At 70.7% G+C, this 20,970-nt stretch carries 19 protein-coding genes; 5 read left to right on the top strand and 14 right to left on the bottom strand.

All coding sequences use genetic code 11. The features are described from left to right. Positions 1-218 precede the first annotated feature (218 nt). The 7 genes from BLQ61_RS08620 to BLQ61_RS08590 form a co-directional block, all read right to left on the bottom strand. On the bottom strand, positions 219-1,985 hold the full coding sequence (locus BLQ61_RS08620) for a lysoplasmalogenase family protein (protein WP_091568919.1): 1,767 nt from the start codon (positions 1,983-1,985) through the stop codon (positions 219-221). A gap of 224 nt (positions 1,986-2,209) precedes the next feature. After that, entirely contained in the window at positions 2,210-2,689 is a 480-nt protein-coding gene (locus BLQ61_RS08615; protein ID WP_091569134.1) for a hypothetical protein, read from the bottom strand. Between the two features lie 174 nt (positions 2,690-2,863). Continuing rightward, a complete protein-coding gene (locus BLQ61_RS08610) occupies positions 2,864-3,523 on the bottom strand; it encodes a histidine phosphatase family protein (protein ID WP_091568917.1) in 660 nt (219 codons plus the stop codon). Between the two features lie 41 nt (positions 3,524-3,564). Then, positions 3,565-4,242, bottom strand: a complete 678-nt coding sequence (locus BLQ61_RS08605; protein WP_139182736.1) for a DUF4136 domain-containing protein — start codon at positions 4,240-4,242, stop codon at positions 3,565-3,567. A gap of 99 nt (positions 4,243-4,341) precedes the next feature. Continuing rightward, on the bottom strand, positions 4,342-5,292 hold the full coding sequence (gene ttcA, locus BLQ61_RS08600) for a tRNA 2-thiocytidine(32) synthetase TtcA (protein WP_091568916.1): 951 nt from the start codon (positions 5,290-5,292) through the stop codon (positions 4,342-4,344). Between the two features lie 132 nt (positions 5,293-5,424). After that, positions 5,425-5,796 (bottom strand): dihydroneopterin aldolase, encoded by a 372-nt coding sequence (locus tag BLQ61_RS08595; protein ID WP_091568914.1) that lies wholly within the window; start codon positions 5,794-5,796, stop codon positions 5,425-5,427. A 52-nt stretch (positions 5,797-5,848) separates the two neighbouring features. After that, on the bottom strand, positions 5,849-6,640 hold the full coding sequence (locus tag BLQ61_RS08590) for an SDR family oxidoreductase (protein ID WP_091568912.1): 792 nt from the start codon (positions 6,638-6,640) through the stop codon (positions 5,849-5,851). Between the two features lie 155 nt (positions 6,641-6,795). On the opposite strand from BLQ61_RS08590, the gene BLQ61_RS08585 reads away from it, so the two are divergent. The 3 genes from BLQ61_RS08585 to BLQ61_RS08575 all read left to right on the top strand — a co-directional run bounded on the left by BLQ61_RS08585 (position 6,796) and on the right by BLQ61_RS08575 (position 9,935). Continuing rightward, positions 6,796-7,800 carry a class I SAM-dependent methyltransferase gene (locus BLQ61_RS08585; protein WP_425415615.1) on the top strand — a complete coding sequence of 335 codons (1,005 nt, stop codon included), beginning with the start codon at positions 6,796-6,798 and terminating at the stop codon, positions 7,798-7,800. A gap of 779 nt (positions 7,801-8,579) precedes the next feature. After that, positions 8,580-8,774 carry a DUF2905 family protein gene (locus tag BLQ61_RS08580; RefSeq protein WP_091568910.1) on the top strand — a complete coding sequence of 65 codons (195 nt, stop codon included), beginning with the start codon at positions 8,580-8,582 and terminating at the stop codon, positions 8,772-8,774. A gap of 183 nt (positions 8,775-8,957) precedes the next feature. Continuing rightward, entirely contained in the window at positions 8,958-9,935 is a 978-nt protein-coding gene (locus BLQ61_RS08575; protein WP_091569128.1) for an ROK family protein, read from the top strand. Here the strand turns inward: BLQ61_RS08575 and otsA are convergent. The 3 genes from otsA to otsB all read right to left on the bottom strand — a co-directional run bounded on the left by otsA (position 9,899) and on the right by otsB (position 14,301). Further along, positions 9,899-11,356 (bottom strand): alpha,alpha-trehalose-phosphate synthase (UDP-forming), encoded by a 1,458-nt coding sequence (gene otsA / locus BLQ61_RS08570; protein ID WP_091568909.1) that lies wholly within the window; start codon positions 11,354-11,356, stop codon positions 9,899-9,901. The genes BLQ61_RS08575 and otsA overlap by 37 nt on opposite strands. Before the next feature lie 294 nt (positions 11,357-11,650). Beyond that, the gene (locus tag BLQ61_RS08565) at positions 11,651-13,408 is read right to left on the bottom strand and encodes a glycoside hydrolase family 15 protein (RefSeq protein ID WP_245703938.1); all 1,758 of its coding nucleotides are present in this window, start codon (positions 13,406-13,408) and stop codon (positions 11,651-11,653) included. A 104-nt stretch (positions 13,409-13,512) separates the two neighbouring features. Then, on the bottom strand, positions 13,513-14,301 hold the full coding sequence (gene otsB / locus BLQ61_RS08560; RefSeq protein WP_091568905.1) for a trehalose-phosphatase: 789 nt from the start codon (positions 14,299-14,301) through the stop codon (positions 13,513-13,515). A gap of 176 nt (positions 14,302-14,477) precedes the next feature. Here otsB and trxC point away from each other — a divergent pair, with 176 nt between their 5' ends. After that, positions 14,478-14,930 (top strand): thioredoxin TrxC, encoded by a 453-nt coding sequence (trxC, locus tag BLQ61_RS08555; RefSeq protein WP_091568903.1) that lies wholly within the window; start codon positions 14,478-14,480, stop codon positions 14,928-14,930. A 52-nt stretch (positions 14,931-14,982) separates the two neighbouring features. On the opposite strand, the gene BLQ61_RS08550 is transcribed toward trxC, so the two are convergent. From BLQ61_RS08550 to BLQ61_RS08535, 4 genes are all read right to left on the bottom strand, one after another. Further along, positions 14,983-16,269, bottom strand: a complete 1,287-nt coding sequence (locus BLQ61_RS08550) for a multifunctional CCA addition/repair protein (RefSeq protein ID WP_091568902.1) — start codon at positions 16,267-16,269, stop codon at positions 14,983-14,985. After that, positions 16,266-17,063, bottom strand: coding sequence for a metallophosphoesterase (locus tag BLQ61_RS08545; RefSeq protein WP_091568900.1), 798 nt, complete (start codon positions 17,061-17,063; stop codon positions 16,266-16,268). Before BLQ61_RS08545 ends, BLQ61_RS08550 begins: the two co-directional genes overlap by 4 nt. 18 nt (positions 17,064-17,081) lie before the next feature. Beyond that, a complete protein-coding gene (locus BLQ61_RS08540) occupies positions 17,082-17,768 on the bottom strand; it encodes a glutathione S-transferase family protein (protein WP_091568899.1) in 687 nt (228 codons plus the stop codon). Positions 17,769-17,928: 160 nt separating this feature from the next. Continuing rightward, on the bottom strand, positions 17,929-18,516 hold the full coding sequence (locus BLQ61_RS08535) for a 5-formyltetrahydrofolate cyclo-ligase (RefSeq protein ID WP_091568897.1): 588 nt from the start codon (positions 18,514-18,516) through the stop codon (positions 17,929-17,931). Positions 18,517-18,531: 15 nt separating this feature from the next. On the opposite strand from BLQ61_RS08535, the gene BLQ61_RS08530 reads away from it, so the two are divergent. Then, positions 18,532-20,538 carry a lytic transglycosylase domain-containing protein gene (locus BLQ61_RS08530; RefSeq protein WP_091568896.1) on the top strand — a complete coding sequence of 669 codons (2,007 nt, stop codon included), beginning with the start codon at positions 18,532-18,534 and terminating at the stop codon, positions 20,536-20,538. Positions 20,539-20,970 lie beyond the last annotated feature (432 nt).

The raw sequence follows: 20,970 nt of genomic DNA, 5'->3' as shown, positions 1-20,970 counted from the left end.
GGTCATGGCGGGCCGCAAGGCAGGTGCAAGGGGGAGGGAAGGCGGGCAAGCCACCTCCTGGGGCAACGGGTGGCCGACCGGCCACCCCGCTGCAGGCAGGGAGTCGGTCAGTCGGCCAGCGGCGCTGCCGGTGCGGCGCGCGAAGATTCGCTGGTTGAACTGGCACTGTCCACGTGGGGACTCCAAAACGACGAAGCGCGCATTGTTGCAAAAATACGTCAATCTGTCAAGGCCTGGGACCGGGCGCGCCAGCCGCGCAGCATGCCGTGCACGATCAGTGCCTGCGCCGCGAAATAGCTGCCCAGTACCCACACCTGTGCCCAGGGAAGGGGCTGGACGAAACGGTGGGTCGCCAGCAGCGTGTCGCTCAGCACGAACAGCACGGCGCTCAGCGCCACCGCGCCGCTGCCCTCCGGCGCCCGTGGCTGGCGCCAGCGCGCCAGCGCCCGCGCCGCCATCAGCGCGATGGCCAGCACATAGGCCGCCACCGGCAGGCGCAGCGCCGCCGGCAGCCCGCCCAGCAGCAGGAGGGCATACACCGCCAGCGCCACGCAGCCCACCGCCGCCAGCGCGCCGCGCGCCGTGCGCCAGGGCAGGCCGCTGCCAAACAGGCGCAGATAGCACAGGTGCGCCAGCAGGAACGCCGCAAGCCCCGGCAGGAACAGGTCCGGCAGCATCAGCAGCACGTCGCCGGCCAGCGAGGCCGCCAGTGCGGCCAGCAGCAGGTGTCGGGCTGGAGTTTTCAGGTCAGATCGGCATGCAGCCCTTGTTCCATATGGGCTTGCAGCTACTGTAACGATAGCAAAGACCAAGGCCGCCGGCTTGAACAGCCAGTGCCAGTGCGCCAGCCCCAGCGCGCCGGTGGCGGTGGCCAGGGCGCCGGCCTGCAGCATCAGCGCCAGGCCCATGGCGATGCGCCGCTGCAGCGCCGCCGCCAGCGCCCACTGGCCCACCAGCAGGGTGGCGAACCACAGCGCCGCCGGCCCCGCGGGCAGGCGGTCGGCCTGCCACAGGAACAGCGCCACGCCGCCCAGCAGCAGCGCGAACTGCACGCCGGCGAAGACGCGCAGCGCTGGCGTCAGCGGCGGGGCGAACAGCACCCGGTGCGCGTGCAGGTCGAACGCCGGGCGCGGGTCGTTGCGCGCCACATCCGCCGGGCGCCAGCCGGGGGCTTTCAGCCACACGCGCAGCTTGTCGCCCCAGGCACGTGCGCGCCAGCTGTCGCGCGCCAGCGAGGCATAGACGCCGGCGTTGGCCCACAGCGGGTCCCAGCTGTTGAACAGCCCGCGCGTGCCATAGACGCAGGGCTGGCGCGGGTCTTCCTCGCGGAAGGTGCCGAACAGCCGGTCCCAGACGATCAGGATGCCGCCGTAGTTCCGGTCCAGGTAGTCGTCGTTCACGGCATGGTGCACGCGGTGGTTGCTCGGGCTGCAGAACCAGCGGTCGAACCAGCCCAGGCGGCCGACCTGCTCGGTATGCACCCAGAACTGATACAGCAGGTCCACCAGCCCGACCACCACGAAGACCAGCGGCGGCACCCCGGCCAACGCCATCGGCAGGTAGAACAGCCAGCCCAGCAGCGCGCCCGAGCTGGTCTGGCGCAGCGCGGTGGAGAGGTTGTAGCGCTGGCTCTGGTGGTGCACGGCGTGCGCGGCCCACAGCACGGCCACCTCGTGGCCCATGCGGTGCAACCAGTAGTAGCAGAAGTCGTACAGCAGCAGCGCCAGCAGCCAGCCGTACCAGGTGGTCCAGAAGGCATCATGGCGCCACAGTGCCAGGTGCTGCCAGGCGAGGGTGTACAGACCAACGCGCAGCAGTGCGGTAAAGACCGCGCTGGTCTGGCTGAGCATGCCCAGGTTCAGGCTGTCGATGGCGTCGCCCAGCGCGATGGAGTGGCGCCCGCGCGCGCGGTCCACGGCCCATTCCAGCGCCATCAGCGCCAGAAAGACGGGAGTGACGAGAACGATGGCCTGGCCGGGTGACATGGCGCCGATTGTGTGACGTGGTATCGGCCGGCGGCAGCCGGGCAATCCAGCATCCAGGCCCAAGAAAGTGCCGCTGGGAAGGCGGACGCACGCCTCAAAGCCGCCAGCCTGCAGGGCTGACCAAAGGCGGTCAGCCCTGCAGGCTGGCGGCAGGCAACAGGTGAGCGGTCTGACGGTTGTCGGTGCCAGGCACCGAAGGCAAGACGCCCCCGCGTACGGCTTGCTTACTTGCCGTCGCGATCCGAGTCGCCAGGCACGGCGCGCTCGACGTTGTCGCTCAGGCGATCCCAGGCGTCGCGGGTGGCGTACTTGGCGCGCTCCCACTCCAGGCTGGAGCGGCCGCGGGCATTGTTCCAGTCGCGTGCCAGATCGGTTTCGACGTCATCGAAACGGCGGCCGGGGTACTTGGTGTAGGAGTTCACGCCATAGGTGTAGGCAGGACCGTAGTCGTCATAGGTGCCACCACTGATGTAAGGACGGCTGGCGTAGTTGTCGCGCCAGTACTTGTCCTCGACCACCGGGTCGACCTTGGTGCTCTCGCCGGCGATGGCGCCGATCACGGCGCCGGCTGCGGCGCCGACCACGGCACCCACGGGGCCGGTCATGCCGCCCACGGCGGCACCGGCTGCTGCACCGCCGGCCAGGCCACCGGCCACGCCGCCCAGGGTTGCGCCTACTCCGGTCGCTGTAGATTTTTCACTCATGTTGAACTCCTGCAAGTTGGGGTTGAAGGGAGGCTCGATCCTAGGAATGCCCCCCGCCCGCGGTTGCAGGACACAGCCGGGCAGTTGCGTCGTCGACGCGCCTGGCACAGGTCGGGAAAAAGCACCTGGCTCCTGCAGGAACGTGCGCCAGCCAGGGCGTGGTGGCTCAGGCGTTCACGAGTGCGGCTCGTCGCGCGCTGCGCCTTCTTCCAGATGGCTGGTATCCGCCCAGCCCACCAGCGTCAGGCCCTGCGGCGTCCACAGCAGGCGGTTGATGGCGGCGTTCGTCAGCTGCCAGGTACGCGGCGCCTGTACCTCCAGCCGCGTGGCCAGGCGGTAGAGCGCGTCCATCACGCCGCCATGCGCCACCAGCACGATCTGCTGACCGGGATGGCGGCTGGCCAGGCGCTGCACGGTAGCCTGCACGCGCGTGCGCAGCGCGGTGAGCGATTCACCGCCGCCCTCCGGGGCGAAGTGCGGGTCGCGCTGGCGCCACAGCCGGGCGTGCTCGGGGGATTCCTGCTCGATCTGCGCGAAGGTGCGGCCCTCGAAGCTGCCGAAGCCGCGCTCGCGCAGGCCGGGCTCGGCGTGCAGCGGCGCGCCGGTCGCCTCGGCCACAGCGCGGGCGGTGGCGAAGGCGCGCTGCAGATCGCTGCTGTAGATGGCATCGATGGCCTCGCCAGCCAGGGCCTGGGCGACGCGCTGCGCCTGCCACAGGCCGGTGTCGTTCAGGCCGATGTCCAGGTGGCCCTGGATGCGCGTGTCCACGTTCCACGCGGTCTCGCCGTGGCGGATGGCGATCAGGCGTGTGGCGTGCTGCTGGTCGTGTGGCATCGGTGCATTGTGGCCGAGCCGGCGCCAGCCGCGCCGGGCCGTCAGCGCGGCTGCGGCACCACTTCGCTGCGCACGCGCCGCTCGGTCGAAGGCGGCTGCGGAAAGCCCGACAGCGCCTGGTCGAACAGCACGCCGTAGATCAGCGGGTCCTGCGTCCAAACGTCCTCGTACACCGCCGAGGTCTCATACACCACCTGCTGGCTGGCGGCGTCGCGCAGCACCAGGCTGACCCTGCGGTGGTAGAGCGTCGGCGGGCCGTCGAACAGGCCGTCGGCGCCAAAGCCTAGGCCCCAGCCACGCCCACCCCAGCCCAGGCCCCAGCCAAAACGGCCGTAGAACGGGTCGCTCGACCAGTACGGCCAGTCGCGCGGCACGGCGTAGCCGCCTTCGGCGCCGATCTGCGCCACCAGCCGGGGTTGGGCCTCGTCGCGCCGCAGGCCGACGCGCGCCAGCGCGCGCTCGGCCTCGGCCTCGATGGCGCCGAAGGCCTCGGGGCGCGCCTGCTGCGACGGCAGGCGCTCGATGCGGTAGGTCGGCGGGCTGGGCAGCGTGGCCAGCGTGGAGTAGCTGCGCACGTCGCTCTCCACCAGGCGCGGGCCGGCGCAGCCCGCCAGCAGCGCGGCGCCGGCCAGCAGTGCGGTGCCCGCCAGGCGGCGGGGCAGGTGCCAGGCGGCCCGGCAGGGGATGGAAAGCGTAGGTGAGGGCAGGGCGAAAGTCATGGCAGCGGCTCCTTCGCCGCCATGCTAATCAGCAGTGCGCCACGCCGGCGCCAGACGACAGGCCAGGCGCCTGTGCGCCGGCGCTGCCGGCGGCGGATATCAGCCCAGCTGCACTACCTGCATCCCGGCCGGCAGGCCCGGCGCCACGGGGAATTCCTCGTGGTCGAAGGCCATGTCGCCCGCCGGGTCGGCCACGCCGGTGGCGCGGGCGTTCTTGAAGTCGTGCAGCTTTGGGTCCAGCAGGTGCGTGGTCACCACGTGGCCCATGGCGCGCAACATGCTCTCGACGCGCCCCGGGTACTTTTTGTCCCACTCGCGCAGCATCTCGTTCACGGCGGCGCGCTGCAGCCCGTCCTGGCTGCCGCACAGGTTGCACGGGATGATGGGAAATTCCTGGTACTGCGCCCAGCGCGCCGTGTCCTTTTCCGGCACGTAGCACAGCGGGCGAATGACGACGTGCTTGCCGTCGTCGCTGACCAGCTTGGGCGGCATGCCCTTCATGCGCCCGCCGTAGAACAGGTTCAGCAGCAGCGTGGCGACGATGTCGTCGCGGTGGTGGCCCAGGGCTATTTTGGTGGCGCCCAGCTCGTCGGCCACGCGGTACAGGATGGCGCGGCGCAGGCGCGAGCACAGGCTGCAGGTGGTCTTGCCCTCGGGCACCACGCGCTTGACGACGCTGTAGGTGTCCTGGTTTTCGATGTGGAAGTCCACGCCGATGCTCTTGAAATAGTCCGGCAGCACGTGCTCGGGAAAGCCGGGCTGCTTCTGGTCCAGGTTCACGGCGATGAGGCTGAAGTTCACCGGCGCGCGCTTTTGCAGCTTGCGCAGGATGTCCAGCAGAGTGTAGCTGTCCTTGCCGCCAGACATGCAGACCATGACCCGGTCGCCTTCCTCGATCATGTTGAAGTCGAGGATGGCGCGGCCGACCTCGCGGCACAGGCGCTTTTCCAGCTTGTGCGCCTCGCGCTCGATCTTCGGGCGGGCAGCGGCGGCAGGCGAAGCGGCGGGGGACTCGTCGGCGGTCCAGGGGGATTCGGTCACGGCGTTCATGGCAGGGCAGGGCGCCGCTGGGTGGGCGGCGGGCAGGCAGGTGGTCAAGGAAAGGCGCGATTTTCCCCGCTAACGCCGCGGCCCGTGCGCGCCGTGGGGTTTTGTCGATCGCTCAGGGCTGCGTGCGGTGGCTCACCACTGCCCGGTTTCCACGCGGATCGCCACTTCGCAGTCGTCGAAGATCTCCAGCTTGGCGATCTTCACGCGCACGCCCAGCACGCCGGGCAACTGCATCAGCCGCGCGGCCAGCTTGCCGATCAGGCTCTCCAGCAGGTTCATGTGCTCGGCGGTGCACTCGTCGATGATGATCTGGCGCACCTTGCGGTAGTCCAGCACATGCAGGATGTCGTCGTCGCGCGGGTGCAGCGGCTGGGTGCCCAGGTTCAGCTCGGCGTCCACCTGGATGGGCTGCGGCGCGGTCTTCTCGTGCGCCAGCAGCCCCAGGCTGGCGTCGAAGCGCAGCCCGGTGAGGGTCAGGATCTGGGTGCCGGCGGCGTTGAACATGGTCGGGCAGGGAAAGATGGGAGAAAGGAAGGGAGCGCGCGGGCCGCGTCACTCACATCAGCGAGAAATCGCGCTCGAAGCGCATCAGGTGCTGGCCGCCGTCGACCAGCAGCGTGGTGCCGGTCAGCGCGCGGTTGTCCAGCGCGAAGCGCACCGCGCTGGCGATGTCCTCGGGCGTGGACGAGCGGCCCAATGGGCTCAGGGCGTGCAGCTGGGCGAAGCGTTCCTGGCTCAGCAGGTGGCTGGTCAGCGTCAGGCCCGGAGCCACGCCGACCACCCGGCAGCGCGGCGCCAGCGCCAGGGCCAGCATGGTGCCGGCCGCCTCCAGCGCGGCCTTGGACAGGGTGTAGCTCAGGAAGTCGGGGTTCTGGTTCCAGAGTTTCTGGTCCAGCAGGTTGACCACCACGCCCTGCGCCTCGGCCTCGCCGGCCTCGGCGCGCGCCAGCAGGTGCGCGTGCAGCGCCTGCGCCAGCACGATGGGCGCGCCGGTGTTGCTGGCCAGGTGCCGCGCCAGCGCCGGGTAGCTGAAAGTGTGCACGTCGTCGTGCTCGAACAGCGAGGCGCTGTTGACCACCGCGTCCACGGCGCCGAAGTGCTCCAGCACGCGCGGCAGCAGCGCGCGCGCCGCCGCCTCGTCCTCGAAATCGGCAGCGAAATGTGCGCTGGCCGGCCCCAGGGCTGCGCAGGCAGCTACCGTATCGAGAGCGTCCTGCTGCGAACTGCGGTAGTGCACCGCCACCTGCCAGCCCGCGCCCGCCAGGTGCAGCGCGATGGCGCGCCCCAGGCGCCGGGCGGCGCCGGTCACCAGCACGGTGCGGGGGCGAGGGGCGGGGGCAGCAGGCATTGCAGGGACAATCGGGCGCGATGATGAATGACCACCCAGGCGGCCCGGCAGGGGCCGCGTCCTCGGGCGAGCCCGAAAGTGTAGCGGCCGCCCTCCGCGGCCAGATCGTGCAGGCCATCGCCGACGCCGGCGGCTGGCTGCCGTTCGACCGTTTCATGCAGCTGGCGCTGTATGCGCCGGGGCTGGGCTACTACGCCAACGCCTCGCCCAAGTTCGGCCTGCTGGCGGCCAGCGGCAGCGACTTCGTCACCGCGCCCGAGCTGTCGCCCACGTTTGGCGCGCTGCTGGCTCGCCAGGTGCGCCAGGCGCTGGACGCCACGGGCACGCACGAGGTCTGGGAGTTCGGCGCCGGCAGCGGCGCATTGGCCGCGCAGCTGCTCGCCGCGCTGGGCGACCGGGTGCGGCGCTATGTGATCGTCGACGTCTCGGGCAGCCTGCGCGCGCGCCAGCACGAGCGCCTGGCGCCCTGGGCCGACCGGGTCGAGTGGCTGGACCGCCTGCCCGCGCGCATCGAGGGCGTGGTGGTCGGCAACGAGGTGCTGGACGCCATGCCGGTGCAGCTGCTGCAGCGCACCGGCGGCGTGTGGCACGAGCGCGGCGTGGCGCTGGATGCGCAGGGCCAGTTCGCCTGGGCCGATCGCCCCACCGACCTGCGCCCGCCGGTGCCGATCGACGGCACGCACGACTACCTGACCGAGATCCACCCGCAGGCCGAGGGCTTCCTGCGTACCCTGGCGGCGCACCTGGCGCGCGGCGTGGCGCTGCTGATCGACTACGGCTTTCCCGAGGGCGAGTACTACCACCCGCAGCGGCACATGGGCACGCTGGTGTGCCACCGGGCGCACCAGGTCGACTCCGACCCGCTGGCGGATGTGGGGCTAAAGGACCTGACGGCGCATGTGAACTTCACGGGCGTGGCGCTGGCGGCGCAGGACGCGGGGCTGGAGGTGCTGGGCTATACCAGCCAGGGGCATTTTTTGATCAATTGCGGGTTGCAGTCGGAGTTGGACGCATTGCCGCAGGCGCAGCGGGCGCAGGCGGCGAAGCTGGTGATGGAGCATGAGATGGGGGAGTTGTTCAAGGTGCTGGCGGTGGGGACGGCGGGGGTCGAGGGGGAGTTGATGGGGTTCTCGTCGGGGGATCGGACGCATCGGTTGTGATTTTTTGATAGCTGATCGCCGTTTGTTTTTCTGGGCTTGAGGCTGTTTTTATTGTTGGTTGTTGAGTTGACTGCGGGGGCCGGGACTCGCCCCGGCGGGCGACCTCCTTTCCTTGCTCGCACAAGAAAAGTGAGCAAAAGAAGTGCGCCCCCGCAGGCTGCGTCCCCCACGCGCTGTCGCGCGTGGGGGCAACCTGTCTCGGGACGCTGGCGGGGTGCGCTGCGGAACTCACTTCGCGCCTTCAAGCGCTTCGTTCAAACAACTGCGGCCAGTCAGATGACGAAGCATGGGCGCTGCGACGCCCATGCCACCCCGCCAGCGCCCCGAGACAGGCGCGGCCTTTGAAGGGGGTGGTGGGGAGAAGGAACAGCCAAACAGCCGGGACAGCCGCACCGCGTGGTCTTCACTCCCTCTCCCGCAGGGCGGGAGAGGGCTGGGGTGAGGGTGGGAGGGCTGGTACAGGCGCTGCGCCCGAACCGTCGCCCCCTCACCCCTGCCCTCTCCCCCTGACGGGGGCAAGGGAGCAAGAGGGCCGCCGTCTGTCATCAGGCCGCGCGCAGCGCCGGCCCCTTCGCGCCAGCGAAGGGGCCGCAGCCGTGGGGCCGTGTTCTTTGCTTCCTTTCTTGCATGAGCAAGAAAGGAAGTCGCCCGCCGGGGCGAGTCCCGGCCCCCGCACTCGACTCAACAACCAATAATAAAAACAGCCTCAAGCCCAGAAAAACAAACGGCCACCAGCTATCAAAACCAACACCCCACCAGCAAACCCTAAACTCACCTCCATGCTCCGCTGGCTGCTCGTCGTCTTCCTCGCCCTGGTCCTCATCGAAGGCCTGGCCCCCTGGCTGCGCCGCTTCGGCCTGGGCCGGCTGCCCGGAGACTTCCATTTCCGCCTGGGCGGGCGCGAATGGTCTATACCACTGGCCAGCACGGTGCTGCTGAGCACGCTGCTGACGCTGCTGGTGAAATGGCTCTGAGCTGCAAAAAATCTGGTGTTTCATGCCTCTAGCCCTTGAATCAAAAAGGGCCTCCAGCTACAAACAAGATAGCAAGCTGCCTCCCTGGCCGCGTCAATCGTCCTTGCCTTACACGCCGCGCGCACGGCTGGCAGGAAGATGCGTGCCATGCCCGATAACCGCTCCTCGCCTCCCGCACCCCGCCTGCACGCCGGCATCGACATCGGCGGTACCAAGGTCGCCGTGTGCCTGGCGCGCGCCGGCACTCCGGGCGACGAGGCAGTGGAAAACGCCCCTCCCGCCATCTTCCACCGCATCGCCGAGCCCACGGTCAAGACCGGCGCCGCCGACGCCCTGGCGCAGCAGGTGCTGCAACTGCTGCAGCGCGCCTGCGCCGAGCAGGGGGTGAGCGTCGACGCGCTGGCCGGTGTCGGCGTGTCCTCGTGCGGGCCGTTCGTGCGGCGCGCCGGCTGCATCGAGGTGGCCAACCCCAACATCTGTGGCGCCCTGTCCGGCGCGGATGGCGTGGCGGCGCCCAACGACTGGACGCAGGTGCCGCTGCAGGCCCCCTTGCGCGACGCGCTGGGCGCGGCGCGGCTGCGCATCGCCAACGACGCGGTGGCGGCGCTGGCGGCCGAGCGGCGCTGGGGCGCGCTGCAGGGCGTGACCGACTGCGCCTACGTCACCTGGAGCACCGGCGTGGGCGTGGGCCTGTGCGTCGATGGCCGGGTGCTGGGCGGCAAGAACGGCAACGCCGGTCACGCCGGGCACAGCTTCGTCGGCGACGTGGCGGGTGTGGCGCCGGCGTGTGGCTGCGGCAACCGGGGCGACGTGGAGTCGCTGGCCGGGGGCGGCTCGCTGCGCGACTGGCTGGGCGTGGACGCGCCGACGCTGCTGGCGGCGGCGCAGCGCGGCGAGCCGCAGGCGCTGCGCCAGGCGCAGCTGCTGTGTCGGCTGATGGGGCGGCTGCTCTACAACCTGGTGGCCACGCTGGACCTGGCGCGCATCAGCCTGGGCGGCTCGGTGTTCCTGCACCACCAGGCGCTGCTGCTGCCGCTGCTGCGACGCGAGCTGGCGCAGCATTTCGCGGCGCTGACCCAGGGCGTGGAGGTGGTGCCCGCGGGCCTGGGCGCGCAGGTCGGCGACTACGCGGCGCTGGCGCTGCTGGACGCCGCGGCCTGATCCGCCTGGGCCGGCAGCGGCTCCAGCGGCGGGTTCAGGATGGCCGGGGCGGGCGCCGCCAGGGCCTCCAGGAAACTGCGCCGCCACCAGTGCACGTCGTGCTCGCGGATGCGCTCCATCAGCCGGGCGTGGCGCTGCTGGCGCTCGTGCAGCGGCATGCGCAGCGCCGTCTGGATAGCATCGGCCATGCCTTCGGTGTCGTAGGGGTTGACCAGCAGCGCCTCCTGGAGCTGCTCGGCCGCGCCGGCGAAGCGCGACAGCACCAGCACGCCGGGGTCTTCCGGGTCCTGCGCCACCACGTATTCCTTGGCCACTAGGTTCATGCCATCGCGCAGCGGCGTCACCAGGCCCACGCGCGAGGCGCGGCACAGGCCGGGCACGCGCCGGCGCGCGACCACGCGGTGGATGTAGCGCAGAGGCATCCAGTCCAGGTCGCCATAGTCGCCATTGATGGCGCCGCACAGGCCTTCCAGCTCCTGGCGCAGGTCGGCGTAGGCGTTCACATCGTCGCGCGAGGGCGAGGCGATCATGATCAGGGTCGCGCTGTGCCGGTTCTCGGGATACTTTTCCAGCAGCTGCTGGAAGGCGCGCACACGCTGCGGGATGCCTTTGGAGTAATCCAGCCGGTCGATGCCCAGCAGCAACTGGCGGCGCGAGTATTCCTGATGCAGCGCGGTGCGGGTCTGTACCGCCTCGGGGGCGGCGCCCAGGCGCTCGAACTCCTGCACGTCGATGCCGATGGGAAAGGCCTGCAGGCGCAGTTCGCGCCCGTGCGCGGCGAAGCGCCCATCGCCCAGCTCCTCGGCCTGCATTTCGCTGAGCAGGTAGCGGCGCAGATGCGACACGTCGGCCTGCGACTGCAGGCCCACCAGGTCGTAGGCCAGCAACGAGCGCATCAGCCACGGGTGATGAGGCAGCGCCGCCAGAATCAGCGGCGGCGGCACGGGAATGTGCAGGAAGAACCCGATGCGCTGGCGGCAGCCCAGGGCGCGCAGCTCGGACGCCAGCGGGATCAGGTGGTAGTCGTGGATCCAGATGGTGTCGTCATCGCGCAAGAGCGGCAGCAGCTTCTGCGCGAACATGCGGTTCACGCGGCGATAACCGTCCACGTAGGCCGAGTGGAAGTCAGCCAGGTCCAGCCGGTAGTGGAACACTGGCCACAGCACGCTGTTGGCGTAGCCCTGGTAGTAGGTGGCGAAGTCCTCCTGGTTCAGGTCCACGGTGGCCAGGGTGACGCTGCCGGCCTTGCGCATGTGCACCTGGCCCTCGCCCGGCCCGGCAGCATCGTCCACCGTGCCACTCCAGCCGAACCACAGCCCCCCGGTACGTGCCAGGCTCTCGCCCAGCGCCACGGCCAGACCGCCGGCCGCGGGCTTGCGCGGATCGGCCAGGCGGTTGGAAACGACGACAAGTCGGCTCATGTGCATTCTCCGTTGCATGGTTGAATTGCCCTGTCGCAGGGCAGGGGTCTGTGGCCCCTGGGTCTGTACATTGCCTTGAAACCTCTCTGGCTTGCCGCGCCGGGCCTGTGCCCTCGGCGCCTGCGCACCCCGGGCACCAATCGGCATGCACAACCCATGACCCTGGCGCCCGCGCCACCCCATGCGCGGACCGCCGTGCGAGGGCCGCCCCGCAGCACCGGCGGGGTCCCCCTTCCCAGGCGCACAGCGCCGCCAGAGAAGGGGGAAGCGGCGCAGCTGCTCAGGGGATTGCCTCTAAATGACGCTGTCCCACGGCGCCGACAACCGCATGGCGGCATTGATCACCCCGACCATGGAGTAGGTCTGCGGGAAGTTGCCCCACATCTCGCCCGTGTCCGGGTGCGTGTCCTCGGACAGCAGGCCCAGCGGGTTGCGCACCGCCAGCATGGCCTCGAAGATCTCGCGCGCCTGCTCCTTGCGGCCCACGCGCGCCAGCGCGTCGATGCGCCAGAAGGTGCAGATGTTGAACGAAGTCTCGGGCTTGCCGAAGTCGTCGGCCGCCTCGTAGCGGCGCATGAAGGGGCCGTCGCACAGCACCTGTTCCATCACGTCCAGCGTGCGCACGAAGCGCTCGTCGCGCGCGTCGATCAGACCAACCTCGGCCAGCAGCAGCACGCTGGCGTCCAGCTCGCGCCCGCCGAAGCTCTCGGCGAACACGCCGCGCTCGGCGTTCCACGAGCGCTCCAGGATTTCCTCGCCCATGCGCTTGGCATGTTGGCCCCAGTAATCGGCGCGCTCGGGCAGCTGCAGCGCGTGCGCGATCTTGGCCAGCCGGTCGCACGCCGCCCAGCTCATCAGCGCCGACGATGTGTGGATGCGCGCGCGCGTGCGCAGCTCCCACATGCCGGCGTCCGGCGTGCCGTAGACCTGCACCGCCAGTTCGCCGATGCGCTCCAGCCGCGCGAACTCGGCGGCGCCCGCCGGATGCAGCAGGCGTTTGTCGTGAAAGGCCTGCGCCGCGCCCAGAACGATGTTGCCGTACACGTCGTGCTGGAAGTGCTCGGCCGCCTGGTTGCCCACGCGTACCGGCCCCATCCCGCGGTAGCCGGCCATGCCGGGCACGAAGGATTCGGGCAGCTCGTGCTCCAGCCCGATGCCGTACAGCGGCTGGATGTGCCCCTCGCCGGCCTTGACGACGATGTTGCCCAGCCAGCGCAGGTAGTCCTCCATGGTGCCCACTTCCGACAGGCTGTTGAGCGCGCGCACCACGAAGAACGCGTCGCGCAGCCAGCAGTAGCGGTAGTCCCAGTTGCGTCCGCTGTCCGCGGATTCGGGGATGCTCGTCGTCATGGCCGCGACGATGGCGCCGGTGTCCTCGAACAACGACATCTTCAGCGTGATGGCCGCGCGGATCACCGCCTCCTGCCACTGCAGCGGCACATGCAGGCGCATGGTCCAGTGCTTCCAGTAGCTGACGGTCTCCTGCTCCCAGTAGCGTGCGGTGTCGGCAATGCCCTCGGTCAGCGTCTCGTCGGCACCCAGGATGAAGTTGTGCTCGCGCGCCAGGATGAAGGGCTCGCCCGACAGCACATACGGCACGGGCGCGTCGGTGCTCAGGCGCAGCGTCAGCGCGCCGCCCACGTAGCGGATGTGGTGGCTGCCGCGGGTGATGTGCGGCACCGTCTCGCCCCAGTCGTAGCGCACATTCAGCAGCACGCGGATGCGCGGCGTGCCCTGCACCACGCGCAGGCGCCGCACGATGCTCACGGGTCGGAAAAAACGTGCCCGCGAGTGGAAGCGGGGGCAGAAGTCGGTCACCTCCAGGCAACTGCCCGAGGTGTCTGTCAGGCGCGTGCGCAGCACGGCCGTGTTGGACTCGTACCACTGCTCGCTGGTGGCGAAGTCCTCCAGCTCGATGGCGAAGCGCCCGGCGTCGTCACCGGGGTGCAACAGAGCATTGAACACCGGGTCGCCGTCGAAGCGCGGCAGGCAGCTCCAGACAATGGCCGCGCGCGCATCGACCAGCGCGCTGATGGTGCAGTTGCCGATCATGCCCAGCGCCAGCGAGGGCGGTGCGGTACCGGGTGTGGCCGGGGCCGAGGCCGGGCTGTCGGCCGTGGTCGTGGTCGTGGAGGTCGGTACAGGCGGATTCAGGGTCATGGATGTGGAGCGGCGAGAGAGGATCGGTCTGCCGAAGCGGCGGTGAGCCGTGGCGATTGCAGGCGGCGGGCGTTGTCCCCAAGCCAGGCGCGCACGGCATCCGGCGATGCCAGCCGTGCCTGCGCCTGGCTGTCTCCCGTGCCCACCTTGATGCCAATGCCGCCGGCGGCCTGTACGGCGGCGAATGCCGCCTCGTCAGTCACGTCGTCGCCCACGAACACCGGCACCCGCCCGGCGAACGGCGGTGCCTGCAGAAAGCGCTGCACCGCACGGCCCTTGTCGCTGCCGGCGGGCTTGATCTCGAACACGCACTTGCCGGTCAGCAGCTCGGCGCCCGGCACCTGCTCCAGCAGTTGCTGCAGCGTGCCGTGACACAGCGCCTGCAGATGCGGCGCCTGCCGGTAGTGCAGCGCCACGCCGGCGCGCTTGGGCTCGACCAGCAGGCCGGGGTACTGCGCGGCCCAGTCCTGCAGGGCCTGCACCACGGGTTGCAACGCCAGCGCCGGAGCGCATCGCAGCTCGGCGGCACCGGCCTCGCGCCAGTGCGCGCCATGCTCACAGGCCAGCGCCGGCTGCCAAGGGTGCAGGTGCGGTTCGATGTCGGCCAGTGCCCGCCCGGTCACCAAGGCCAGCGCACCGCCCAGTGCCTGCTGCAGGGCCTGCAGGTCGCGTGCGACCTCGGCCTCCAGCCGTACATGGTCCGGCTGCGCGGCAATGTCCACCAGCGTGCCGTCGAAGTCGAGAAACAGCGCGTGACGCGCTGTGAGTTGTGGAACGGAAAACATCGCCGCGCACCTTATCAGCCGGCCTGCGCCGCGGCTGTAGGCCGGCCGCGCAAAACCGGGATGCCGCTCCGCAGGCCATGGCGGGCGTTGAAAAAGCCCCGGCACAGCCGCAGCTGCTGCCATACCGATCCGCGCCGACCGCGGCGTGCCCGCAACCTTTTTCCAGGCCCTGTCCCATGCCCCAAGACACCTCTCCCGGCGCGGCGCCGCACGTCGTCTGCCCGCACTGCCATACCACCAACCGCGTGCGCGCCGATCAGCTCGGCGCCGCGCCCGACTGCGGCAGCTGCCACCAGCCGCTGTTCACCGGCCAGCCCCTGGCGCTGGACGCGGACAGCTTCGACCGCCACATCGGGCGCAGCCACCTGCCGGTGGTGGTGGATTTCTGGGCGCCCTGGTGCGGGCCGTGCCGGCAGATGGCGCCGGCCTTCGCCCAGGCCGCGCAGCAGCTCGAACCCCGTGCCCGCCTGGCCAAGCTGGACACCGAGGCCGTGCCGCAGGTGGCCGGGCGCTACGGCATCCGCAGCATCCCGACCATGATCGTCTTCAAGAACGGTCAGGAGGCGGCGCGCATCTCCGGCGCGCTGCCGGCGGGCGAGATCGTGCGCTGGGTGCAGTCGCAGCTGTGACGGGCTGAGGCGGCCGGCGCGCATCCGCTGGCGCTACGGGCACCAGCAGCCGTCAATCGGGCGGGGCGCTGGCGCCCCTGTCGTCCTGACCCTGCGCGCGCAGCCATTCGGCCAGGGCCTGCTCGCGCGCGCGGCGGATCCATTCGCCCACCTGCGGCCCGGTGGCGCCGCGCGCGGCGGCCTGCGCCGCGACCTCGGCCGTGGGTACGGCCAGTGCCTGCTCCAGCGCCGCCTGCAGGCGCGCGCGCTGCGGGTAGGGGCGCTCGTGCAGCCCGCCGCGCCCGCGCGCGTCGCACTCGCAGGCCAGCAGCACGTCGGCGAAGCGCCGCGGCTTGCGCAGCGCGTCGCAGCGCTCGAGCAGGCGCAGCAGGGCGGCGGCGCTCAAGCTCTCGCTGCGGTGAATGTTGCCGTGCTCGCGCGCCACCACGTCGGCGGTGTCCCGGCAGTCGGTGGGCACGCGCAGGCGCTCGCATATCCCCTTCAGCAGCCGGGCGCTGCGCTGCTCGTGGCCGATGTGGCGCGGCAGCACATCCTGCGGCGTGGCGCCCTTGCCCAGGTCGTGCATCAGGCAGGCGAAGCGCACGGCCAGGGGCGCCTGCAGCCGCGCGGCCATGTCCAGCACCATCAGCAGGTGCACGCCGGTGTCCACCTCGGGGTGGTGGTCGGCGCGCTGCGGCACGCCCCACAGGCGCTCCACCTCGGGCAGCAGCACGGCCAGCACGCCGCAGTCGCGCAACACCTGCAGCATGCGCGACGGGGTGGCTTCCATGAGGCCGCGCGACAGCTCCTGCCAGACGCGCTCGGGCACCAGGTGGTCGGCCTCGCCGTCCTCGACCATCTCGCGCATCAACTGCAGGGTCTCCGGCGCCACGCTGAAGTCGGCGAAGCGCGCGGCGAAGCGCGCCACGCGCAGGATGCGCACCGGGTCCTCGCGAAAGGCGTCGGTGACATGGCGCAGCACGCGCGCGCGCAGGTCGCGCGCCCCGCCGTAGGGGTCAAATAGCTCCTCTACCCTTGTCCAGTCAGGGGGTGCAGCTATCGCATTGATAGTGAGGTCGCGCCGTGCCAGGTCATCCTCCAGCGTCACGTCGGGCGAGGCCTGCACGGCGAAGCCGCGGTAGCCGCGCCCGCTTTTTCTCTCGGTGCGCGCCAGGGCGTATTCCTCGTGCGTTTCGGGATGCAGGAACACGGGGAAGTCGCGCCCCACGGGCACGTAGCCCTGCGCCGCCATGGCCTCGGGCGTGCTGCCGACGACGACCCAGTCGCGGTCGCCGGCGGGCAGGCCCAGCAGCCGGTCGCGCACGGCGCCGCCGACCAGGTACACCTGCGGCGCGCTCATGCGTGCCCTCCGGCGGGCACGTCAACCGCCAGGCACGGATCGAACTGCGCGTTCTCGATCACGCCGCCCGGGGCGTAGCCGCGCGGGTTGCACAGCACGCGCGTGCCGCCGACGCGGTAGTCGAAGCTGTCGTGCGTGTGGCCGTGGATCCACAGCGGCGCGCCGCAGTCGGCCACCAGCGCCTCGGCGTCGGAGACGAAGCAGGCGTTGAGGGGCGAGCCGGCAAAGCGCGGGTGGATGCTGCGCAGCGACGGCGCGTGGTGCGTGACGACCACCGTCGGCCCGTCGAACGGCTCGGCGCAGGCCTGGCGCAGCCACTGCGCGTTGGCGGCGAACAGCGCGGCCGACGCCTCGGGGGTGAACAGCGCCGGCGTGCCGTCCTCCTGCGCGGGCGCGCCATCGTCCTGGATGCGGCTGAAGTCGCGCATGAAGCGCTGCGCCTGCGCCAGCGCCTCATCGCGCGCCGGCCCCAGGCCAGCGGCGCAGAAGTCCGTCCACAGCGTGCTGCCGACGAAGCGCGCGCCGCCCAGCACCGTGCTGCGGTTGTCCAGCACCTGCACCGGCGTGCCGGCGCTGAGCGCGTGCAGCAGCGCGCGCGTCCGGCCCAGGCTGCTGCCGTAGAACTCGTGGTTGCCGGGCACGTACAACACCGGCTTGCCCAGGCCCCGCGCCCAGTCGATGGCCGCCGCCGGCCGGGCGATGTCGCCGGCCAGCACCACCACGTCGGCGTCGGTGTGCGGGTGCTCCAGGCCCTGCACCGAGAGGTGCAGGTCGGACAGGATGTGCAGGCGCATGGGCGTGAACCCGGAGCGTCAGCCGCGGCCCAGGCGATAGGGTTCCTCGAACGCGCGGAAGTCGGACTCGGCCAGCGCGCCGTCGATCCATGCCGCCACGCCCGGCAGGGCCTGCACGCGCTGCACGTAGGCGGCGACGACGGCCGGCACCGGCAGCGCGTAGGTCGCCAGGCGCATGCACACCGGCGCGAAGAAGGCGTCGGCGATGGTGAATTCGCCATACAGCATGTGCCCACGGTGCCGCGCCAGCAGCTCGCTCCACAGCTGCGACAGGCGCTCGACATCGGCGCGCACGCCCGGCTGGTCGCGCCAGATCAGCGCGCCGATGTCGGGCAGGCGCGCCTCGATGTTCATCGGGCAATGCGTGCGCAGGGCGCTGAAGCCGCTGTGCATCTCCGCCACCACGCTGCGCGCGTGGGCCCGGGTGGCGGCGTCCTGCGGCCACAGCTGCTTCTCGGGAAACTTTTCCGCCAGGTACTCGGCAATCGCCAGCGTGTCCCAGACGGTGGTGCTGCCGTCGACCAGCACCGGCACCTTGCCGGTGGGCGAGACCTCTTTGAGCTGGCGCTTGAACTGCGAGTCGGCATCGAAGCTGTCGAAGCGCACCGGCACCTCTTCAAAAGGAATGCCCGCCTGGCGCAGCAGCACCCACGGCCGCATGGACCAGGACGAATAGTTCTTGTTGCCGATGTAGAGCTGCAGCATGTCAGTCCTTTCGTTGCGATCAAGCGCAAGTCTTGCCCTTCAAGTGGCCGCGGAGCAGGCCACGCCAGCAGACGCCGTGGATCCGGCTTTACCGGTCCACCAGCGTTGTCCCCCTTCCTAGCGAAGCGCCAAGGAAGAGGGAAAGAGCGGCGCCAGTCGCTCAGGGGGTTGTGCCCTGGACGGGCCAGACCACCCCGTTGTCGTTCAGGATCGCATCCAGCGGCATGTCGTGCGCCTGCGGCTCGAAATCCTCCAGCCAGCCGTGGGTATAGCCCAGTCCCACGGTGAACGGGCGCGGCTGCAGCGTGGCCAGGGTGCGGTCGTAGAAGCCGCCACCATAGCCCAGCCGGTAGCCGCCCGGCCCGTAGCCCACGCAGGGCACGAACAGCAGCGTGGGCGCCAGCGCCTCGGTGTCCTTCGGTTTTGGGATGCCGTAGGCGTCCTCCTCCATCGGGCAGCCCGGGTACCAGGCGTGGAAGGTGAGCGTCTTGTGCGCCTTGTTGACCACCGGCAGGGCGATGCGCCGGCGCAGCGGCTCGTCCAGCAGCTCGCCGTCCTCCTTCCAGCGGTGCAGCGCCGGCAGCGGGTCGAACTCGCCCTTGATGGGCCAATAGGCGCCGATGACGACATCGGGCCGGTCCACCAGCCAGATGCGCAGCACGCGCTGCAGCTGTGCGGCGCGCGCCAGCCGGTCGGGCAGGTGCAGACGTTCATTCACCAGGTTGCGGCGCAGGGCTGATCGGTCCATCACATAATTTCCCGGATGATCATCAAGAAGAAGTGGCTCGGGATTCTGACACCGCTGCTGGCCACGGCGGTTTTGTCCACCGCCGTCGCCCTGCCCGCGGGCGCCCAGGTGCCCGCGGCGGGCGACGAGGTGCTGCTGGAGATGCAAAAGGCCTTCCGCCGCGGCGACAAGACGCGCCTGGCGCAGCTGCTGCCGGCCACGCGCGGGCATCCGCTGGAGCCCTGGGCCGGCTACTGGGAGCTGCGCGCGCGCCTGGAAGACGCGCAGGACGGCGAGATCCAGGCCTTCCTGCAGCGCTGGCCCGGCAGCTACCAGGAAGACCGCCTGCGCAACGACTGGCTGCTGCTGCTGGGCCAGCGGCGCGACTGGGAACGCTTCGCCGCCGAGCACCCGCGCTTTCGCATGGGCGACGACCGCGAGGTGCGCTGCTACGCCGTCGCCGTCGAGCAGCTGCGCGCCGGTGTGCCGGATGCCGGGGCGGCCGCCGAGGTGCTGCGCGACTGGTATGCGCTGCGCGACGCCGACGACGGCTGCAGCTACGCCGCCACCGGACTGCTGGCCGCTGGCCGTATCAAGCCGATCGACGTCTGGCGCAAGGCGCGGCTGGCCGCCGAGGCGAATCGTCCGCGCGCCGTGCAGCGCGCCGTGGAGATCGTCGCCCCAGAGGCGCTGCCCGGGCTGCGCCAGGCGTTGGACAGCCCGACCAAGTACCTCACCGGCCGCGCCACCGCCGCTGGCCGCGAGCGCCAGGAGCTGGTGGCGCTGGCGCTGATCCGCATGGCCGTGGCCGACGCTGGCGCCGCCGCGCGGCTGCTGGACAGCAAATGGGGCGTGCACCTGTCGGTGGAGGAGCGCAACTGGCTGTGGGGCGTGATCGGCAAGCAGGCGGCCGTGTCCCTGAGCCCCGACGCACTGCAGTACTTCGCCCATGCCAGCCGCGACAGTGACCTGACCGACGACATGCTGGGCTGGAAGACACGCGCCGCGCTGCGCGCCGGGCAGTGGAAGCAGGTCGCCCGGGCCATCGACGCCATGAGCGAGAGCGCGCAGGACGAGCCCACCTGGACCTACTGGCGCGCCCGCGCCTGGATGAGCGACCGCCCCGGCGACGAGCAGCGCGCCCGCGCGCGCCAGCTGTACGAGCGCATTGCCGGCACCACCGGCTTCTACGAGCAGCTGGCGCTGGAGGAACTGGGCGGCCAGGTCACCGTGCCGCCGCCGCCGCCACCGCTCACCGCCCAGGAAAAGGCCGCCGCGCGCGCCAACCCCAGCCTGAACCGCGGCCTGTACGCCATCGGCATGGGCCTGCGCAGCGAGGGCGTGCGCGAGTGGAACTACGCCACCAACCTGCATACGCCCGGCGGCATGGGCGAGCGCGAGCTGCTGGCCGCCGCCGACTTCGCCTGCCAGCACCAGGTCTGGGACCGCTGCATCAACACCAGCGAGCGCACGCGCGCCAGCATCGACATGGCGCAGCGCTTTCCCACGCCCTACCGCGACGCGGTGCTGGCGCGCACGCGCGGCATCGGGCTGGACCCGGCCTACGTCTACGGCCTGATCCGCCAGGAAAGCCGCTTCATCATGGACGCGCGCTCGGGCGTGGGCGCCTCGGGGCTGATGCAGGTCATGCCGGCTACGGCGCGCTGGACGGCACGCAGGATCGGCCTGACGGACTTCACGCCTGGGCAGATCAACGACCGCGATACCAACATCCAGATCGGCACCGCGTATCTCAAGCTGGCGCTGGACGATTTCGACGGCTCGATGCCGCTGGCGGCGGCCGCCTACAACGCCGGCCCGGGCCGGCCGCGCAACTGGAGGAACGGCCCGGTGCTGGATGCGGCCATCTGGGCCGAGAACGTGCCGTTCGCCGAGACGCGCGATTACGTCAAGAAGGTGCTGGCGAACACGGTGAACTACGCGGCGCTGCTGACCGGGCAGCCGCAGTCGCTCAAGGGGCGGCTGGGGGTGATCGGGCCGCGCGTGGCGGCGGGGGAGGATCCGAGCAAGGAGTTGCCTTGAGGCGGAGTGCTCTCTGTTTTGTAGCTGGTGGCCCTTTGTTTATATGGGCTTGAGGCTGTTTTGTTGTTGTTTTTGATTTGACTGCGGGGGCCGGGACTCGCCCCGGCGGGCGACCTCCTTTTCTTGCTCGCACAAGAAAAGGAGGCAAAAGAAGTGCGCCCCCGCAGGCTGCGTCCCCCACGCGCTGTCGCGCGTGGGGGCAACCTGTCTCGGGGCGCTGGCGGGGTGCGCTGCGGAACTCACTGCGTTGCTGCGCAGCTCCGTTCAGACAACCGCAGCGAGTCAGAGCACGAAGCATGGGCGCTGCGACGCCCATGCCACCCCGCCAGCGCCCCGCCTCAGGTCTGGCCCTTCGCGCCAGCGAAGGGGTCGCAGCCGTGGGGCCGTGTTCTTTGCTTCCTTTCTTGCTCGTGCAAGAAAGGAAGTCGCCCG

It is taken from the genome of Oryzisolibacter propanilivorax, from assembly GCF_900103645.1.
Classification (GTDB): domain Bacteria; phylum Pseudomonadota; class Gammaproteobacteria; order Burkholderiales; family Burkholderiaceae_C; genus Melaminivora; species Melaminivora propanilivorax.
Note: the sequence above shows the minus strand (reverse complement) of the source record. Positions and strands in the feature narration are given on the sequence as shown.